Source organism: Arthrobacter sp. TE12231, assembly GCF_054062895.1.
This window is the reverse complement of record NZ_JBSSFS010000001.1, coordinates 4,375,085-4,391,279: the sequence shown is the minus strand read 5'-3', so window position 1 is coordinate 4,391,279 and position 16,195 is coordinate 4,375,085. Positions and strand designations below refer to the sequence as shown.

Sequence of the window (16,195 nt, the reverse complement as noted above, 5' to 3'; positions counted from 1 at the left end):
CGAAGAGGCCCGGATTGCCCGGCCTGTAGACGCTACCGCTGGCCGGAGATCCCGGCGAGCAGCTGCTCAAACGGCAGGGACTCCAGCATGGCCGGCTTCTGTTGCGACCCTGAGTCCTGGAGCAGGCGGACGAACTCCCCTGCCGCCCGATCCACGCGCACGGACAGCGGCGAGCCGCCGTCGTCGTTGTTTCCCCAATCCTGGGGACCGGCGAAGACTGCGGTGGCCGCGATCCGGGTCCGAAGGTAGGTGAACAGCGGCCGCATCGCGAAGTCCAGCACCATCTGGTGCCGGTCCGTGCCGGCGGTGGCACCGAGGAGAACCGCCTTGCCCTCCAGTGCCTTGGGATCGAGCACGTCGATGAAGGACTTGAATAACCCGCTGTAGGACGCGCTGAACACCGGGCTGACGGCGATGACGCCGTCGGAGGCCTCGACGCCGGAGATCACGTCTGCCAGCCGCGGAGCTGCATAGCCGGTGACGAAGTTGTTGGCGATGTCCACGGCGAGGTCCCGCAGTTCCACGACCTCGATGTCCACGGCGTAGCCGGCCGCAGCAAGCTGCCGCTCGGCCGAAGCCGCCAGCTGATCCGCCAGCAGTCGGCTCGACGAGGGGACGCCGAGTCCGGCGGAGATAACGGTGATACGGCGGGTTTCCACGGAGTGCTCCTAAGTTGAATCAAGGTCAGCAATGCTAATACATGCATTTGCATCTACCTACACAAGAGGCGGCCGCATGGATTTATTCCCGCCCCCGTTGCGCCATCATTCCTGGTCCCCAAGAGGGGGGAATAACAACCGCAGCTGATGGCGCAACGGCTCAGAGCATGACCCATCCCTCGATGCAGCTCGTGGAATCTCCGCCCACCCAGATGTCCTCACCGGCGGCCTCGACGTAGATCCGGCCGGCGCGACCCAAGGCGGTCCCCTGCGCCGCGACGAAGGCCTCCGGAGCACGTCCGCTGCGGATCAGCCACTGGGCCGCGCCGGCGTTGAAGCTGCCCGTGACGGGGTCTTCCGCGGCGGCGTCCCCCGGAACAAAGGTGCGCACCTCGAAGTCGACGGCGGATCCGGCCCGGTGCCGCCCGATGACGCCCACCTTGAGCCCGGCCATCGCCGCATAGTCCGGGCGGATGCCCAGCACCTGTTCTGCCGATTCCAGCAGCACACCGATCCAGTCCGGGCCGTTGACCAGCCACGACGCATCCAGCAGGGCTTCCCGGGGCAGCCCCAGGCCGGCGGCGATACGCCCCAGGTCTTCCTCCGCCACCGCTCCCGAGCGGGTCAGCGGCGGGGCCGCGAACGCGAGGCGTCCGGCGTCGCGCTTCACCCTCACCAGTCCGGCACCGCATTCCTGGACCACCACATCGTCCTGCTGCGGGATGCCGCCCGCCTCAAGCCAGGCGTGCGCCGAGCCCAGGGTGGGATGGCCGGCAAAGGGAAACTCTTCGCTGCCGGTAAAGATCCGCACCCGGTAGTCGGCGTCGGGGTGCGTGGGCGGCAGCAGAAACGCGGTCTCCGCAAGATTGGTCCAGTTGGCGAACTGCTGCATTGTCCCTGCCGCGAGCCCCTCGGCGTCGACGACGACGGCCAGCGGGTTTCCGCGGTACGGCTCGGCGGAGAAAACGTCGACCTGGTTGAAGGGACGAAGGCGGGGCGACGCGGCGGGATCAGGGTTCACCGCAGCAGGCTAGCATCAGCGCCCCCAATAGGGGCCGTGAGTGACCCGCGTTGACGTTAAAGCAGAAGGCCCCCGCTGTCGGATCCTCAGAGGGATCCGACAGCGGGGGCCTTCCGGCAGTCCGGGACTGCCTAGCCGGGGAGGCGAGTAGTCGAAAAGACTACTTGCCTGCGACGACGTCGAGTTCGATCACAGCGGAAACGTCGTCGTGCAGACGGACGTTTGCCTGGTAGGAACCGGTCGACTTGATGTGTGCCGGCAGTTCAACCTTGCGCTTGTCGATGCGGCCCAGGCCAGCGGCCTCAACAGCGTCGGCCACGTCGCCCTGCTTGACGGTGCCGAACAGGCGTCCGGTTGCGCCAGCCTTGACGACCAGCTTGACCGGCTTGGCGGAGAGTGCAGCGGCCTGCTTCTGAGCGTCTTCCAGGGAAGCGTGCTCGCGGGCAACGCGGGCAGCCTTGATGGACTCAACCTGCTTCTCGCCACCCTTGGACCAGGTCAGGGCGAAGTTGCGGGGCAGCAGGTAGTTACGTGCGTAACCGTCCTTGACCTCGACAACATCGCCAGCAGCACCGAGACCGGTTACTTCGTGGGTCAGAATGAGCTTTGCCATGTTAGTTAATCCCTTCCTTAGCCGCGGCCAGCGCCGGAGTAAGGCAGCAGAGCAACTTCGCGGGCGTTCTTGATTGCCTGGGCGATCTTGCGCTGTTCCTGCACCGTGACGCCAGTGACGCGACGGGCGCGGATCTTTCCGCGGTCGGAGATGAACTTGCGCAGCAATGCTACGTCCTTGTAGTCGATGACAGTGATGTCAGCGGCCTTCAAGGGGTTGGACTTTGGTTTGGGCTTACGGAGTTCAGCCTTAGCCATCGTGGAGCTCCTATTCGATGGAGCCCGTGGATATTGATCCACGGGATGGTGGTGATCCGGCGCAGTCTGCACCCGGCCGCCTTGCGGCGTCCCGGCGGCTTTCGTTGCCGGACCTTAAATGTTGTTTAGAAGGGAGGTTCGGAATCCGGGCCGTTGCCCCAGCCGCCGCCTGCATTGCTGACCCCGGGCGTGGCCCAGGGGTCTTCCTGCGCAGCGGGCTGGTTGCCGCCCCAGTTTCCACCGGCGTTGCCGCCCTGGTTTCCACCAGAGTTGCCACCGAAACCGCCGCTGTTGCCGCCGCCGAAGCCGCCCTGTCCACCCGGAGCGCCGGAGCGCTGGGTGCGGTTGACCTTGGCATTGGCGTAGCGCAGGCTCGGGCCGATTTCATCGACCTCGAGCTCGATAACGGTGCGCTTCTCGCCTTCTTTGGTTTCGTAGGAACGGCTCTTCAGCCGGCCGGAGACGATCACGCGCATGCCCTTGGTCAGGGATTCGGCGACGTTTTCGGCTGCTTCACGCCAGACCGACGCGCGGAGGAACAGGGTTTCCCCGTCCTTCCACTCATTGGACTGCCGATCGAAGGTACGGGGAGTAGAAGCGATGGTGAAATTCGCTACGGCCGAACCGGACGGTGTGAACCTGAGTTCGGGGTCACTGGTGAGATTACCGATGACCGTGATAGTGGTTTCGCCTGCCATCTACTGCCTCCTTGTGCGTTCCTGCGGGGATGAAGATTGAAGGTTGACCGCTGAATTACTCAGCAACAACTTTCTGCTCTTCAGGGCGGGTGATCTTGGTGCGCATGATGGTCTCGTTGAGACTCAGCTGGCGATCAAGTTCCTTGGCGGTAGCCGGCTCAGCGGTGAAGTTCACCACGGCGTAGATACCTTCGGACTTCTTCTGGATTTCGTAAGCCAGGCGACGACGGCCCCAGATGTCAACCTTTTCGATGGTTCCACCATCGTTGGTGATGACGTTCAGGAACTTCTGAAGCGACGGCTCAACGGCACGCTCTTCGACCTCGGGGTCGATGATTACCATCAATTCGTAAGGACGCATATGTGAACCCACCTCCTTTGGGCTAAGCGGTTACGGCATTTCCGTAACAGGAGGTTCATTTGCGGTGCCGTGCGATGCCCGGCCACCGGAACGGAGGCAGGGCGCAGCACAGACTTCAATATCTTAGTGCATCGTGGCTTGTTTCGGCGATTCCTAACGGGTCAACGCTAGCCCGGGCGCCCGGCGGCGGGAACGGGCTAGGACCCCCATGTGGAAAACCGCCGCGCGGCCGGGGGTCGGGAAGCCGGCCGCTGGTCTGTGTCATGATCTGAAAATGGACACCGACACCGACACCGACCCCGCAGCCGCGCTGCCGCCGGTCCGCCGCAGCCGGCTTCGCTTCGCCGTCATGGTGCTGGTGGGGCTCCTCGCCGCCGCGGCAACAGGGATGGCAGGGCACTGGGTGGAAGCCCCGGCGGTCGGATGGGGCTGCGCCGCGGCCTGCTATGTGATCTGGGTCTGGCTGGTCGTGGGCCGGCTGGGCCCCGCCGAAACCCGGGCTCACGCCACGGCGGAGGACCCGTCCCGCAGCGTCACCGACCTGCTGATCCTGGCCACGAATGCGGCGAGCCTTGTGGCGGTGGTCGCCGTCGTCATCGATTCACACAGCAGCGACAACGTGGCGCGCCTCGGCGGCGGAGTGCTGGCCCTGGCATCGGTGGCGCTGTCCTGGCTGCTGGTCCAGACCCTGTTCACACTGCGGTACGCGGAGCTCTACTACGGCACTGAGCCACGTGCGGGCGGGGCCGTTGGCGGGATCGACTTCAATCAGGACGGACCCCCGCAGTACACGGATTTCGCGTACCTCGCCACGAGCCTCGGGATGACCTACCAGGTCTCGGATACCGCGCTGAAAAACCATGGCGTGCGTGCCGAGGCGCTCAAGCACAGCCTGTTGTCCTACGTTTTTGGGACCATCATCCTGGCCGCCACACTCAACCTCGTGGTCGGGCTGACCGCCTAACCCTCGTGCCGATTGGGGCCGGCGGGGGGCAGTCGGCGTCCGCTTCAAATGCTCCGCATACATTGCGGTCGCACTACTCGAATTCGCCCGAACCACTACTCGATTATTCGTGCGCCGTAGTAGTCCGGCAGGCCCAAAGCTATATTTGCTTCAGCACGGCCATTTGGTCAGGGATTCCGCTCCCGCCCCGGAGCACGATTTCGGACCTTTGCTTTGGAAGAAGCATTGGACTGTGAGGATTAGCAGCTCAGATTGGCTTCATTATTTCTTTTCCCAGAAGGAGATGATGCCAGTTCTGAACGGTCTCGAGGGATGAAATGGGGGGCACATGGTTTTGTTTGGCCGAGACAAGGAAATCGCCCGCGTCCTTGCGTTGATCCGAAGCCCCCGCGAGTCCGCGATGACGGTTACGGGAGGTCATGGAAGCGGCAAGTCGTCGCTGCTCGCGGAAATTGCTAAGTGGGATGAGTACCGGACGGTCCTCCTCCGCGCTAATCCTTCAGAGTCAAGTTGGCCCTTTTCCGGCCTTACCGCGCTGCTCAACGGAATTGACGACCCCGCGCTGGCGCCCCTCACCAACTATGTGGCCACGTCACCACGCGGAAACCTCGACGCCGCGGACATTTCAACGATGCTCCTCTCCGCTCTCCGGCAATGGTCCGCGGACCGGACGGTTGTCGTGATTGACGACGCCGAGCAACTCGACCCTGCCAGCCAGACTGTCCTCGGCTTCCTGGCTCGCCGCCTTGCAGGAACAGGACTGGTGCTCATTGCAAGCATGCGCGGCGAGGCGCCGGAGAGTCCGTTTGCCCGGCTGGCCACTCTTCAATTGGAGAATTTGAGCCTCAGCGACGCAGTACGAATGCTCGAAGCCATAACGCCCGGAGTGGGCAGCACAGCAGTAATCCACGCTGTTGCAGCGGCCACTCACGGCAATCCGTTGGCATCGATCAACCTCTACAATCAGCTGATGCAGCGCCAACTGCAGGGGCAATACGCCCTCCCTGTCCCCTTGCACTGGAACGGAAGCTTCGAGCCTGATCTGGCGGCATCGATTTCGGCGTTTTCGCCACGAGGACGGCGGGCACTTGACCTCCTTTCCCTTTCTTACCGGAGCAGCGCCGCTCTTCTGGAGGAAATGCCCGGGGACCTATGGGCGGGCGTGGATGAAATTGTCTCCGCCGGAATAGCCGTCCAAACCGGTTCGCACCTCAGCATTCAGAATCAAATGCTACGCGCGCACGTTTTCTCAGCTATGCAACCTGCGGAAAGAACCGCACATCACCACGCGTTGGCTGCAGTCGCCGAAAAAGCGGATCGACAGGCCTGGCCGTGGCACTTGAGCTACACCCCGGCCGTGCGCCGGGACACATCATTCACCTTGCTCCGCCACGCCATTGAACTTGTGCGGGCGGAGGAGACGCAATCTGCGGTCGAGTACATCGAGCGGGCCCTCACCATCAATCCCTGGGAGGCAGAGACGGCTGCCAGGCTAGGCACAGTCGCGGAAGTGCTGTTCAGCAGGGGGGAATTCGTCCATGCGAAACGCTACTTGGACTGGGCACAACGGATCACGAAAAACCGTGCGCTGACACTGCGCCTCACCGGGCTCGATTTCCAGATGGAGCTGATGAAGGGCAATTCCGTGCGGCCGAGCATGATGCTTCGGCTCATTAAGGAATTCGGGCATCATGATCCGGGGCTCTCCGCCTGTCTCCTCTCCATCGGCGCCCTGCACATGGCCGAGCGCTGGCAGGTCGAGGATGCCGAGCAACTGTTGGAGCACGCGGAACATTTCCTGGGCGAAGCGTCCAGCGAGGCCCTGGCCGTGAACCAGCGCGCAAGACTACTGGCCGGCGCCGTAAAAGGGAGCGTTGAACAGATATCCCGAGCAGCCGACGGCGACGCCAACAGTTCCCCGGCATCGCTACTACTCAAGGGGCGCGCTCTGACATATGCCGAGAATTACGAGGGAGCCCGCGACCTCTTTTCCCTTGTCCGGAACTTAAGCGCGGCCAGCGATGCGAACTGGAGTGAGACGGCGCGATACTTCGCAGCGGACAATGAAATCCGCGCCGGAAACTTTCGCTCCGCCATTGCACTCATAGATGAAATTGCCAGTTCAGCGACAAGCCAGCAGTACCACCGCGGGATGCGCAACAATTTTCTGCTCTGGCGGGCCCATTCGGTCGGGGACCAGGTGGCGGCCCACGATTGCCTCGCCGAGGCTCAAACGTTTGTCAGCGCCGACGCGCCACCGCCGGCGGCGGCGCAGCTCTTTGCGTGCCAGGGGCATTTTGCGCTGATGCGGGGCGACCTTGAGGAGGCCTGCACCTTCCTGTCGAGGGCTGTCGAAATTGGAGTCGGCTTCAACAATCCGGCCCTTCTGCGCTGCGAGGCCGACCTGGTGGAGGTGCTGGCCCGGACGGGCCACCGACGCGAGGCCGCCCGGGCCCTCACCGGGATGGAGTACCGGGCCGCCGGCCTGAGGTCCCAATGGCTGCGGATCGCTGTCTCCCGGTCCCGGGCCTTGGTCGCGGAAGGAGACCACTCCCTGGAACTCTTCGTCCAGGCCCTGAATTCCTGGCAGAAGGATGATTCCTTGTTCGAACGTGCCAGGACGCTTCTCTGCTACGCCGAGCGGCTGGAGACTTCCGGCAGGCACAAAGACGCCAAGAACGCCCTGCTGAAGGCAAAAGCGCTGTTCGAAGAGGCGGGAGCCGCGTCGTGGACACAGACCGTGGACGCAATGCTTCTCGGCGACCACCTGCAGGATGTCCCGGAGATCCACGGCCCGGCGCTGCCGCTGCTCTCGGACCAGGAACGCGAACTTGTCCAGCTCGTCGCCCGCGGCCGGCGCAACAAGGAAATTGCAGCCTCGCTGTTCGTCTCCGTCAGGACGGTCGAAGTGCGCCTCACCGCGATATATCGGAAGCTGGGGGTCCAGTCACGTTCCCAACTGACGTGCCTTGTGTCTACCGGAGGAACAGTTCCATTACCGGAGCCAGCCCGTGAGGCGTCCGTCCTGGCCGTCTAGGGATGCGCCTGCTCGGAGCCTCTGTCCTGCCCGGAGCGGGCTCGCAGCCGACCGAGGGATCGCCACATCCACAATCCCGCAGATCCCGCATACTTCTCCCGCCCGGACCACATGAAGCCGCCGATTCCGGTTTCTTCCGGTCCGTCAGCGCTAGTTTTTCCCTAGGCACACAGAGTGAATTGCTGAACCGGGTCGATGAGACCGGCAACCGCCGGCTGGATCCGCAAAGAATCGGCGCCGCGCCGCGTAGGTCCGGTGAGAGAGAAGGTGGGGGATGGCGGTTTGGACAGCGGCGCGTCGGGACAGGCAACCCGGCGGAAATCGACCGGCTTCCGGCGCGGAACGCCGCTTTGCACGGGCCGCAGCCGCCCGTCTCAGATTCAATCCGGCCCCTACCGGCCGGATTGCCGGGTCCGTTGCTGCACAACGAACCCGCGAACAGGAGCTGGCGGTATCCGGAGCTGACGGAACCCGCGTCCGGATGCTGCCAGCCAACTTCACGACCGTGTCCACCGCGCAGGCTCCGCATCCCCGCGCCGGCGTCCTGAGCAGCGGGCGGGTGTGACCAGGTGAGTGAGCTCCTGCTGATCGCCGCCACCGGCCTGGGCCGTGAGGTACTGGCGACCGTTCGCAGCGGCGGACGCTACGACGTCGTTGGTTTCCTTGACGACGACGAGCTGGCCGGGACCGACGTGGACGGAGCGCCAGTCCTGGGAACCATCGACGACTCGGTCCACTACACGCACGCCTTCTTTCTGGTCTGTCTGGACGCCGGCCGTCCCCGCGAGGCCGTAGTTGAACGGCTGAGTGCCCTCGGCATTGGCCGCAACCGCTATGCCACAGTGCTGGACCCGTCGGTCCGAATGCCCGAAGGATGCCGGATCGGGCGGGGCAGCATCCTGCTGCAGAACGTGACACTGACCGCCTCTGTCACCTTGGGTTCGCACGTGGTGGCCATGCCCGGGGTCACGTTCACGCACGACGACGTCGTGGCGGACTTCGCGACGTTTGCCGCCGGGACCACTCTTGGCGGAGGTGTCCGGATAGGCCGTGCCGCCCACCTCGGCATGAATTCCAGTGTTCGGGAACGGACGTCGATCGGCGCGTACGCGACGGTCGGCATGGGTGCCGCAGTCCTGAGCGATGTCCCCGACGGCGAAACGTGGGTGGGTGTCCCGGCACAACCGGTCGACCGCGGGGAATTCAGCGGAGTGGCGGGGCAGCTGTGAACCGCGGGCGGCCAGTTCAATACGCTCTCCGAGAGGCGGTCTAAACAGCATGCGCATTCTCGTCTACCCCCACGAGCTGGGTATGGGGGGAAGCCAAATTAATGCACTTGAACTCGCCTCTGCCGTGCGGAACCTCGGCCATGAAGTGTTCGTTTTCGCCACTACCGGAATTCTGATCGAAAAAGTAAAGGAATTATCACTTCAGTTCATCGAAGCGCCTCCTCGGAGGCATGGCGTTGACCCGGCCACGATCCGCAAACTGACGTCCACTGTCCGGAGTCTGGACATAGACCTGGTTCATCCGTATGAGTGGGCTCCCTGCGTGGAAACAGCTTTCGGGCCAGCGCTGCGTTACGGCACCACGTCCGTCATGACGGTACTTTCCATGGACGTGCCCGACTTTCTGCCCAGGCACTTTCCGCTCATCGTCGGAACGCAGGGACTCGCTGAAGAGGAGCGACGGCGGCGAACGAATATCCACGTCATAGAACCACCCATCGACACGGCCTACAACAAACCCGGGGCCACGGCGATGACACGCCAGCAGCTGGGTATTCCCGACGACGAGTTCGTCATCACCATTGTGGGCAGGCTCAGCACCGATCTTGGAAAGCTAGAAGGTGTCCGGACTGCCGTCAGAGTGGTCGATCGCCTGGCCGCCCGCTTCCCCGTCACGTTATTGGTCGCCGGCGATGGGCCCGGGCTCCGGGAGGTCAGGACGGCCGAGCAAGACATTAACCGCCAGCACGGCCGCAAGGTCATTCGTGCAGCAGGCAATGTGGTGGATCCGCGGCCCTTTTACGACGCGGCTGATGTGGTAGTGGGAATGGGCAGTTCCGCACTGCGCGGGATGTCGTACGGGAAGCCTCTAATTGTGCAGGGTACAGCTGGTTTCTGGCGGCTTTCCTGTCCTGAAAATGAAGAGCAGTTTCTTATGGACGGATGGTTCGGCCACGGCTCTGGCGGGGACGGTGCTGTTCCACTTGAAGATGTCCTGGTCCGTTTAATCAACAGCGCCGGGCTTCGGGCGTCGCTCGGTGCCTACAATCGGCGGCTGGTTGAGCACAGATTCAGCCTTGAACATGCAGCCCAGCGGCTTGAGTCTATTTACCTTCGTGCCGTAAAGGCACCTCAGCCAACCGTGCTGAGGAGCAGATCTCTGATCCGCACCGGGTATGAAGTGGCTAAATTTCGCACTGTCATAAACCTTGAGACATCAGGTCTGCGCCTCGCCAAGGGGGCACGACAATGAGCCAGCAAAATCTGGGGCGGCAGCTGGGAAGCGGGCTGGCATGGAGCACCATCAATAGTCTGGTTCTCCGGCTGGGGAGCTTCGCCGTCGGAGTAGTCATCGCGCGGATTCTCGCCCCAGAACAGTTCGGTGTTTTCGCCGTGGCCCTGACTGTCCAGGCAGTGCTGATGACCCTCGCGGACCTCGGCATGAGCGCAGATTTGATCAGGTCCGCAGATCCCGAACGCATTGCTCCAACCGTTGCAACGCTGGCTCTGGCATCTGGTACGACGTTGGCCATAACTATGGCCCTGTCCGGCCAGGGGGTGGCCGATCTGCTCGGCAGTCCGGACGCTGGACCCGTGATTTCGGTAATGGCCTTCTCCCTTCTGCTAGCTGGCGCCGGAGTGGTGCCCTATGCCTCCCTGCAGCGCCGTTTTGCGCAAAAGAAGCTGTTCGGGATCGCGGCCGCAGATTTCATCATCGGGACGGCCCTCACGATTGTCTTGATTCTGGCCGGCTGGGGAGTCATGGGTCTGGCGTGCGCACGGATCGTCTCCCAAAGCGTCACTCTTGTACTCCAGTTCGTCCTCTCCGGAGAGAAAGTCCGCTTTGGCTTTGACAGGGCAGTAGCGCCTGCCGTGCTCTCTTTTGGGGTCCCCGTAGCCCTCGCCAACATGCTCTCTTGGGCGTTGTTAAACGTAGACAATGTGGCCATCTCACGGCTCTCGGGTCCAGTGGCTCTTGGCTTCTATTTTCTGGCGTTTAATGTGTCCAACTGGCCGATGAGCGCTGTTGGTCAGGTGGTGCGGTCCGTCTCTATCCCGACGTTTTCACGGCTGGCCACAAGCAGACCGGACCGTAACTTTGCGGTCCTTGTTGGTCCGGTGTGGGCGATATCGCTGCTTGCCGGCCTCCTGCTCTCTGTCCTCGCTCACCCCGTGATTGAACTGGTCTACGGACCAGGTTGGCTGCCTGCCGCTGCAGTCCTGGCTTGGCTCGGGGTCTTTGGCTCGCTGCGCACTCTCTTCGATCTCTCCGCTTCCTATCTTCTGGCCCGCGGAGCATCGAAGGCGACGCTCCTGGTCCAGATTGCCTGGATCGTGGCGCTCATCCCCGCAGTGGTCCTTGGGCTACGAGCCGACGGCAGCCCGGGAGTCGCAGCTGCACACCTGGCTACGGCTGTCCTCGTCGTCTGTCCTGCCTACGCTTTGGCGCTGCAGCGATGTGGTGCTGATCTTCGCGCTGTCGGCGCCAAGCTATGGCCTCCGGTGGTTGCCGGGCTGCCGGCAGGAGCCGCGTCCATGGCGGTTGAGGCAGTAGTGCCGGGCCCGTTTTGGAGCTTCCTCGCCGGCGGCTCTGTCTGCGCTACTGTCTACGCGCTCATTCTTGCCCGGTGGTTCCGGAGACAAATCCGTGAGGCAAAGCAGCTGACCAACCGACAGGATCCGACTGTGCCAGTAGCGGGCCAGCCGGTTCAGGAACACATCACCACGTTGAAGGAAGTGACATGACGCACCTAGTACCGTTGGTAAATCTTTCGAGGCAGCAGGCACAGGTTGCGGACGCCATACGCGAAGGATTCAATCGCGTCATTGCGGAGAGCAGCTTCATACTCGGTCCCCAAGTCACAGAGTTTGAGGAGGCTTGGGCCCGATACTGCGGCGCCGCCGCCGCCGTCGGGGTCGGCAATGGCACGGACGCGATCGAACTTGCGCTCCGTTCCGCGGGTGTCGGTCGAGGCGACGAAGTGATATTGCCGACAAACACCTTTGTGGCGACAGCCGGCGCGGTTGTCCGTGCCGGCGCTGATGTGGTCCTTGCAGATTGTGACGATAACTTTCTCGTGTCGCCCCGGGACGTCGCGCAGAAGCTGACCTCGCGCACCCGGGCCGTACTCGGGGTCCATCTCTATGGCCAGGCTGCACCCATGGAAATTATCCGGGACGAGATTGGCGACGATGTCGTGCTTATAGAGGACATGGCGCAAGCACAGGGTGCCAGGCGCTTCGGGCGTCGTGCCGGGTCTTTGGGAGACATCGCCGCGACAAGCTTCTACCCGGGCAAGAATCTGGGAGCCTACGGCGACGCCGGCGCACTCATGACCAGCTCGGAGGAGTACGCGGAAATGGCCGCGAAACTGCGAAACCATGGCGGGACGCAGCGATACGACCATCCGGAGATCGGCTTTAACTCCCGGTTGGACAGTCTTCAGGCTGTCGTGCTCTCGGCGAAGCTGGATCTTCTTGACGAATGGAACCGCCAGCGTCAGGCTGCCGCGGCTTTCTATGACGAGCTGCTCTCAGATCTTGATGGAGTGATCCCTCCCAAGGTCGCGGCCGGCAACGACCACGTATTCCACCTGTATGTCATCCGCGTGGCGCGCCGGGATCGGGTGGTCAATCGGTTGCAGTCGGCGGGAGTAGGTGCCGCAATCCACTATCCGACGCCGGTTCATCTCCTGCCGGCGTATGCGGGCCTGGGCCACAGGGTCGGGGACTTCCCCTGCGCCGAGCGTCTGGCGGGCGAAATCCTGTCCCTGCCGATCTATCCCGGGATTACGCACGATGAACAGACGTACGTCGTGGACCAGCTGCTCATTGCCATGGGGCGGTGAGCATCCATGACCGCAACGGCAGCGCAGGTGACTGACAGAATCCGCGTGCGCGCCCGAGAGCATCGTGGCGATCCGCCAACGGTGACAGTGGTGATTTCCTGTTTCAACTACGCCCGGTACCTTCGCCAGGCAGTGCAAAGCGCGGTCAGCCAGGACGGAGTAGCGGTCGACGTCATCATCGTTGACGACGCGTCCACGGATGACAGCCTTCGCGTCGCGCGGGAGTTGTCATCCAGCTATGGGTCTGTCCAAGTGCTGGCTCATGCGAGCAATCGAGGAGTCGTGAAGACTTTCAACGACGGCGCCAAAGCCGCTTCAGGCGAGTTCCTGGTGCGCCTGGACGCTGATGACTTGCTGACGCCGGGCTCCCTCCGGCGAGCTGTGGCTGTCGCCCGGGCCTATCCATCAGTGGGGCTGGTATACGGACACCCTCTCCACTTTTCAGGCGAAGGGCTGCCGTCGCCGCGATCCAGGGCGGCATCGTGGACGATTTGGCCCGGTCGTTCATGGCTTCTGGACCGTTGCCGGAGCGGGATAAACGTCATCACGTCGCCGGAGGCACTCGTACGGCGGTCAGTTCTGGAGGAGATCGGCTACCAAGCGCCGCTTAAGCACACTCACGACATGGAACTATGGTTCCGCATCGCAGCCTTCGCGGACGTTGCCTACATCCACGGTGCGGATCAGGCCTGGCACAGGGAACATAGCGGGAGCCTCTCGGCACGGGAAGTGGACGTTCTGGTGGACCTGCAGGAACGTCGTGAGGCATTCGATGTCCTGTTCAACGGGCCCGCGGGAAGAATTTCCGAGGCTCCGTTTCTTCGCCAGGCCGCAACTCAGGCCCTGGTCAGCGAAGCACTCTCAACCGCACGCCACGAGCGGGACCGCGGCAGCCGGGATTCCCAGCTGCATTCGTCCTGCCTGGATCTGGCCATCCAGCTAGATCCCGGCGTGGCCCGAAGGCCCCTATGGCGGGCTCTTACCAAAACGAACCGCCGCAGTTCGACCCAGTGGCTCAGGACGATGGGACTCGCCCGCCGCCTCCGCGGACGGTTCACATCGCAAGTGAGATGGAATCGTTGGCATCGGAACGGAGTCTACTGACATGCGAGGGCTCACCAGTCCGGCTGATGTTTACGAGGATGAGTCCTTCGGCGCGTGTCAGGCCTGCCCTCGGCAGCCTGACGCAGCCGACAGCGGGAGCATTGCCGGTGGATTCGCCGCCCGGCCTAGATCGGGCCAGCAAGTTCCAGGGTCAAGGATCCGGTGGCGTGAGTGGAGGAGCTATGGAATCTGAAAGCGGCCAACTGGTCGTGGTGACGCCCAGTTACGCCAGGGATTACCAACTGTGCCGGGATCTGAATCGCTCAATTGTCGCCTGGATGCCCGAGCACGTTCAGCACCACATCGTGGTACCTCGAAAGGACTTACCGCTTTTCCGAGCGCTAGCCAGCAGCAGAACAGTCATCCACGATGTGGGGGAGTTTTTGCCTTCCGACATGCTGAAAATGCCAGCCGTCAACCTGTGGGTCAACATCAAACGCCCGTGGCCACCAATACGCGGCTGGATTACTCAGCAGTTGGTAAAACTTTCCACTGCCGCGACCCTCGACGCCGACGCAGTCCTGCTCATAGACTCCGATATGGTCCTAGTCGCCCCCACTGAGTTGGCTTCCTTTCAGCAGGACGGGAAGTTGGCCATGTATCGCAAGCCTGAGGCGGTCCACGAAGGATTGCCCAGACATCGCCTGTGGCTCGAATCCGCAAGAAGCCTCCTGGGTCTGGAGCCGTCCGATGCCGGGAACCTAACGGACTACATCTGCTGGCCGTGCATCTGGGACGCCGAGACTGTCCGTGCCATGCTCGGAAGGATCGAGGAAGTCACCGGCATGGCATGGCAGTCGGCCATCGCCGCCCAACTTCACTTCTCCGAGATGATGCTCTACGGAACTTACGTCGATGAAGTTCTGGGCGGCCCGCCGGCGGCAACTTCGGACATGAAGAGCATCAGCTATTCGGACGAAGTGGCCCTGAGTTCGGCCGAACTGAGTGGGTTACTCCGTGCCGGTCCAACCGATGTTCTCGCCGTGATGATTTCAGCCAAGGCTGGTATTCCGGAGGACGTCCGTTCGAACGCGCTGGATGACTATGCCGAATACCTTGCAGAAAGCCACTCCGGGTTTGATGGAGGTGCGCCGTGACTCTCTCGTATCGACAGGCCACCGATCTTTGGCGGCTTGTACAGACCCATGGTGCTCGTGGAATCGCCACGGCAGCATGGAGGCGAACAGCCAATAAGATCAACCAGCGACTCGACTTAGGAACGGCAGACTTGCCCGTTCGTGTCGAGGACCTCATGGAATCAAGAAACGTTTCCTTGACCGCCCCCACTTGGCGGGCCGAGTCCGCGCTACGGATCGGATGGGTTTGCGCGCCCCCTGGGCCCGGCTCCGGGGGACACACGACGCTCTTCAGAATGGTGGAAGAGGCAGAGGCGCGCGGGCACGTCTGCACGCTGTTCCTTTACGACAAGAACTCCGACGATGTGGCGCGCCATGAACAGGTCATCAGACGGTACTGGCCCCAAATCAGAGCAGAAATTCGAAGTGCCACAGGGCGAATCGAGGGCATCGACGCCCTCGTCGCCAGTTCGTGGGGGACGGCCCATGTGGTCGCCAAGCGGGCTCCCTCGACGGTGAACTGTTTCTACTTCATCCAGGATTACGAACCTTACTTCTATCCACGGGGAGCCTTGTATGCTCTCGCCGAAGAGACGTACAGATTCGGGTTCACAAACATTGCCCTGGGGGAGATGGTGGCATCCAGGCTGTTGCACGAACTGGGAATCGCGGCCGATGCCATCGTTCCGTTCGGCTGCGATACAAGCGACTACAAGATTCTCCCCCGCGACGCTGCCGCAACGCCACGGGCTGGCATCGTCTACTATGCGAAAAGGACCGTTGACCGGAGGGGATATCTTCTGGCCAAGCTGGCGCTGGAGGACTTTCATCGTCGGCACCCGGAGCAAGAAATTCATATCTTCGGAGACACCGTCTCCGGCTGGCCATTCCCCGTTACGAATCATGGGTCCTTGAGCCCCACCGAGCTAAATGTGCTGTACAACCAGACAATTGCGAGCCTGGCGCTTTCGTTCACCAACATCAGCTTGGTTGCCGAGGAACTCATGGCTGCCGGGAATGTACCTGTCCTGAACGACCATCCATTCTCCCGAGCCGACCTATCCGCTCCTCACGCAATCTGGGCGCCAGCCACGCCCTCGGCAATTGCCGACGGCCTGTCTTCTGCTGTTACCGCCACGGATGTCGACGGCCGCGCCCAGCTCCTGGCTGAAACCGTTCGCAAGGACTGGTGCAAACCGTCAACGCTTGTTTGTCAGGAAATCGAACGGGTCTGCAGTCCACCCTCCACGCGTCAGGCCCTGTACGACGCAACAGGGGTGGGCTCATGACCTGGCATCGCTTGGCCCTGACGCGATCTTCTATCATGG

General features: G+C 62.7%; 15 protein-coding genes. 9 read left to right on the top strand and 6 right to left on the bottom strand.

Annotated features, from left to right (window positions below):
* Nucleotides 1–32: 32 nt before the first annotated feature.
* The 6 genes from ACVWYS_RS19645 to rpsF all read right to left on the bottom strand — a co-directional run bounded on the left by ACVWYS_RS19645 (nucleotide 33) and on the right by rpsF (nucleotide 3,609).
* On the bottom strand, nucleotides 33–659 hold the full coding sequence (locus ACVWYS_RS19645; protein WP_456507925.1) for an FMN reductase: 627 nt from the start codon (nucleotides 657–659) through the stop codon (nucleotides 33–35).
* A gap of 160 nt (nucleotides 660–819) precedes the next feature.
* Nucleotides 820–1,680 (bottom strand): PhzF family phenazine biosynthesis protein, encoded by an 861-nt coding sequence (locus ACVWYS_RS19640; protein ID WP_456507924.1) that lies wholly within the window; start codon nucleotides 1,678–1,680, stop codon nucleotides 820–822.
* A gap of 160 nt (nucleotides 1,681–1,840) precedes the next feature.
* Nucleotides 1,841–2,293: a 50S ribosomal protein L9 gene (rplI, locus tag ACVWYS_RS19635; protein WP_018775331.1), complete on the bottom strand. Its 453-nt coding sequence runs from the start codon at nucleotides 2,291–2,293 to the stop codon at nucleotides 1,841–1,843.
* 17 nt (nucleotides 2,294–2,310) lie between these two features.
* Nucleotides 2,311–2,550, bottom strand: coding sequence for a 30S ribosomal protein S18 (rpsR, locus tag ACVWYS_RS19630; protein ID WP_003800144.1), 240 nt, complete (start codon nucleotides 2,548–2,550; stop codon nucleotides 2,311–2,313).
* Between the two features lie 125 nt (nucleotides 2,551–2,675).
* Nucleotides 2,676–3,248, bottom strand: coding sequence for a single-stranded DNA-binding protein (locus ACVWYS_RS19625; RefSeq protein ID WP_116766774.1), 573 nt, complete (start codon nucleotides 3,246–3,248; stop codon nucleotides 2,676–2,678).
* Nucleotides 3,249–3,303: 55 nt separating this feature from the next.
* The gene (gene rpsF / locus ACVWYS_RS19620; protein ID WP_026266755.1) at nucleotides 3,304–3,609 is read right to left on the bottom strand and encodes a 30S ribosomal protein S6; all 306 of its coding nucleotides are present in this window, start codon (nucleotides 3,607–3,609) and stop codon (nucleotides 3,304–3,306) included.
* A 274-nt stretch (nucleotides 3,610–3,883) separates the two neighbouring features.
* Here rpsF and ACVWYS_RS19615 point away from each other — a divergent pair, with 274 nt between their 5' ends.
* From ACVWYS_RS19615 to ACVWYS_RS19575, 9 genes are all read left to right on the top strand, one after another.
* Entirely contained in the window at nucleotides 3,884–4,573 is a 690-nt protein-coding gene (locus ACVWYS_RS19615; protein WP_456507923.1) for a DUF1345 domain-containing protein, read from the top strand.
* Nucleotides 4,574–4,901: 328 nt separating this feature from the next.
* On the top strand, nucleotides 4,902–7,610 hold the full coding sequence (locus ACVWYS_RS19610) for an AAA family ATPase (RefSeq protein WP_456507922.1): 2,709 nt from the start codon (nucleotides 4,902–4,904) through the stop codon (nucleotides 7,608–7,610).
* A gap of 569 nt (nucleotides 7,611–8,179) precedes the next feature.
* Nucleotides 8,180–8,839 (top strand): NeuD/PglB/VioB family sugar acetyltransferase, encoded by a 660-nt coding sequence (locus ACVWYS_RS19605; RefSeq protein ID WP_456507921.1) that lies wholly within the window; start codon nucleotides 8,180–8,182, stop codon nucleotides 8,837–8,839.
* A 49-nt stretch (nucleotides 8,840–8,888) separates the two neighbouring features.
* Nucleotides 8,889–10,091: a glycosyltransferase family 4 protein gene (locus ACVWYS_RS19600; RefSeq protein WP_456507920.1), complete on the top strand. Its 1,203-nt coding sequence runs from the start codon at nucleotides 8,889–8,891 to the stop codon at nucleotides 10,089–10,091.
* Nucleotides 10,088–11,584, top strand: a complete 1,497-nt coding sequence (locus ACVWYS_RS19595) for a lipopolysaccharide biosynthesis protein (protein ID WP_456510261.1) — start codon at nucleotides 10,088–10,090, stop codon at nucleotides 11,582–11,584. The genes ACVWYS_RS19600 and ACVWYS_RS19595 overlap by 4 nt, the downstream gene beginning before the upstream one ends.
* Nucleotides 11,581–12,687 carry a DegT/DnrJ/EryC1/StrS family aminotransferase gene (locus ACVWYS_RS19590; protein ID WP_456507918.1) on the top strand — a complete coding sequence of 369 codons (1,107 nt, stop codon included), beginning with the start codon at nucleotides 11,581–11,583 and terminating at the stop codon, nucleotides 12,685–12,687. The genes ACVWYS_RS19595 and ACVWYS_RS19590 overlap by 4 nt, the downstream gene beginning before the upstream one ends.
* 6 nt (nucleotides 12,688–12,693) lie before the next feature.
* The gene (locus tag ACVWYS_RS19585; protein ID WP_456507917.1) at nucleotides 12,694–13,791 is read left to right on the top strand and encodes a glycosyltransferase family 2 protein; all 1,098 of its coding nucleotides are present in this window, start codon (nucleotides 12,694–12,696) and stop codon (nucleotides 13,789–13,791) included.
* A 182-nt stretch (nucleotides 13,792–13,973) separates the two neighbouring features.
* Nucleotides 13,974–14,888 carry a DUF6492 family protein gene (locus tag ACVWYS_RS19580; RefSeq protein WP_456510260.1) on the top strand — a complete coding sequence of 305 codons (915 nt, stop codon included), beginning with the start codon at nucleotides 13,974–13,976 and terminating at the stop codon, nucleotides 14,886–14,888.
* Between the two features lie 275 nt (nucleotides 14,889–15,163).
* Nucleotides 15,164–16,156 carry a glycosyltransferase family 1 protein gene (locus ACVWYS_RS19575; RefSeq protein ID WP_456507915.1) on the top strand — a complete coding sequence of 331 codons (993 nt, stop codon included), beginning with the start codon at nucleotides 15,164–15,166 and terminating at the stop codon, nucleotides 16,154–16,156.
* The last annotated feature ends 39 nt before the right edge of the window (nucleotides 16,157–16,195 follow it).

Coding starts and splice junctions, on each gene's coding strand:
- rplI (WP_018775331.1), bottom strand. CDS start 2,293: ATGGCAAAGCTCATTCTGACCCACGAAGTAACCGGTCTCGGTGCTGCT.
- rpsR (WP_003800144.1), bottom strand. CDS start 2,550: ATGGCTAAGGCTGAACTCCGTAAGCCCAAACCAAAGTCCAACCCCTTG.
- ACVWYS_RS19625 (WP_116766774.1), bottom strand. CDS start 3,248: ATGGCAGGCGAAACCACTATCACGGTCATCGGTAATCTCACCAGTGAC.
- rpsF (WP_026266755.1), bottom strand. CDS start 3,609: ATGCGTCCTTACGAATTGATGGTAATCATCGACCCCGAGGTCGAAGAG.
- ACVWYS_RS19615 (WP_456507923.1), top strand. CDS start 3,884: ATGGACACCGACACCGACACCGACCCCGCAGCCGCGCTGCCGCCGGTC.
- ACVWYS_RS19610 (WP_456507922.1), top strand. CDS start 4,902: ATGGTTTTGTTTGGCCGAGACAAGGAAATCGCCCGCGTCCTTGCGTTG.
- ACVWYS_RS19600 (WP_456507920.1), top strand. CDS start 8,889: ATGCGCATTCTCGTCTACCCCCACGAGCTGGGTATGGGGGGAAGCCAA.
- ACVWYS_RS19595 (WP_456510261.1), top strand. CDS start 10,088: ATGAGCCAGCAAAATCTGGGGCGGCAGCTGGGAAGCGGGCTGGCATGG.
- ACVWYS_RS19590 (WP_456507918.1), top strand. CDS start 11,581: ATGACGCACCTAGTACCGTTGGTAAATCTTTCGAGGCAGCAGGCACAG.
- ACVWYS_RS19585 (WP_456507917.1), top strand. CDS start 12,694: ATGACCGCAACGGCAGCGCAGGTGACTGACAGAATCCGCGTGCGCGCC.
- ACVWYS_RS19580 (WP_456510260.1), top strand. CDS start 13,974: ATGGAATCTGAAAGCGGCCAACTGGTCGTGGTGACGCCCAGTTACGCC.
- ACVWYS_RS19575 (WP_456507915.1), top strand. CDS start 15,164: ATGGTGGAAGAGGCAGAGGCGCGCGGGCACGTCTGCACGCTGTTCCTT.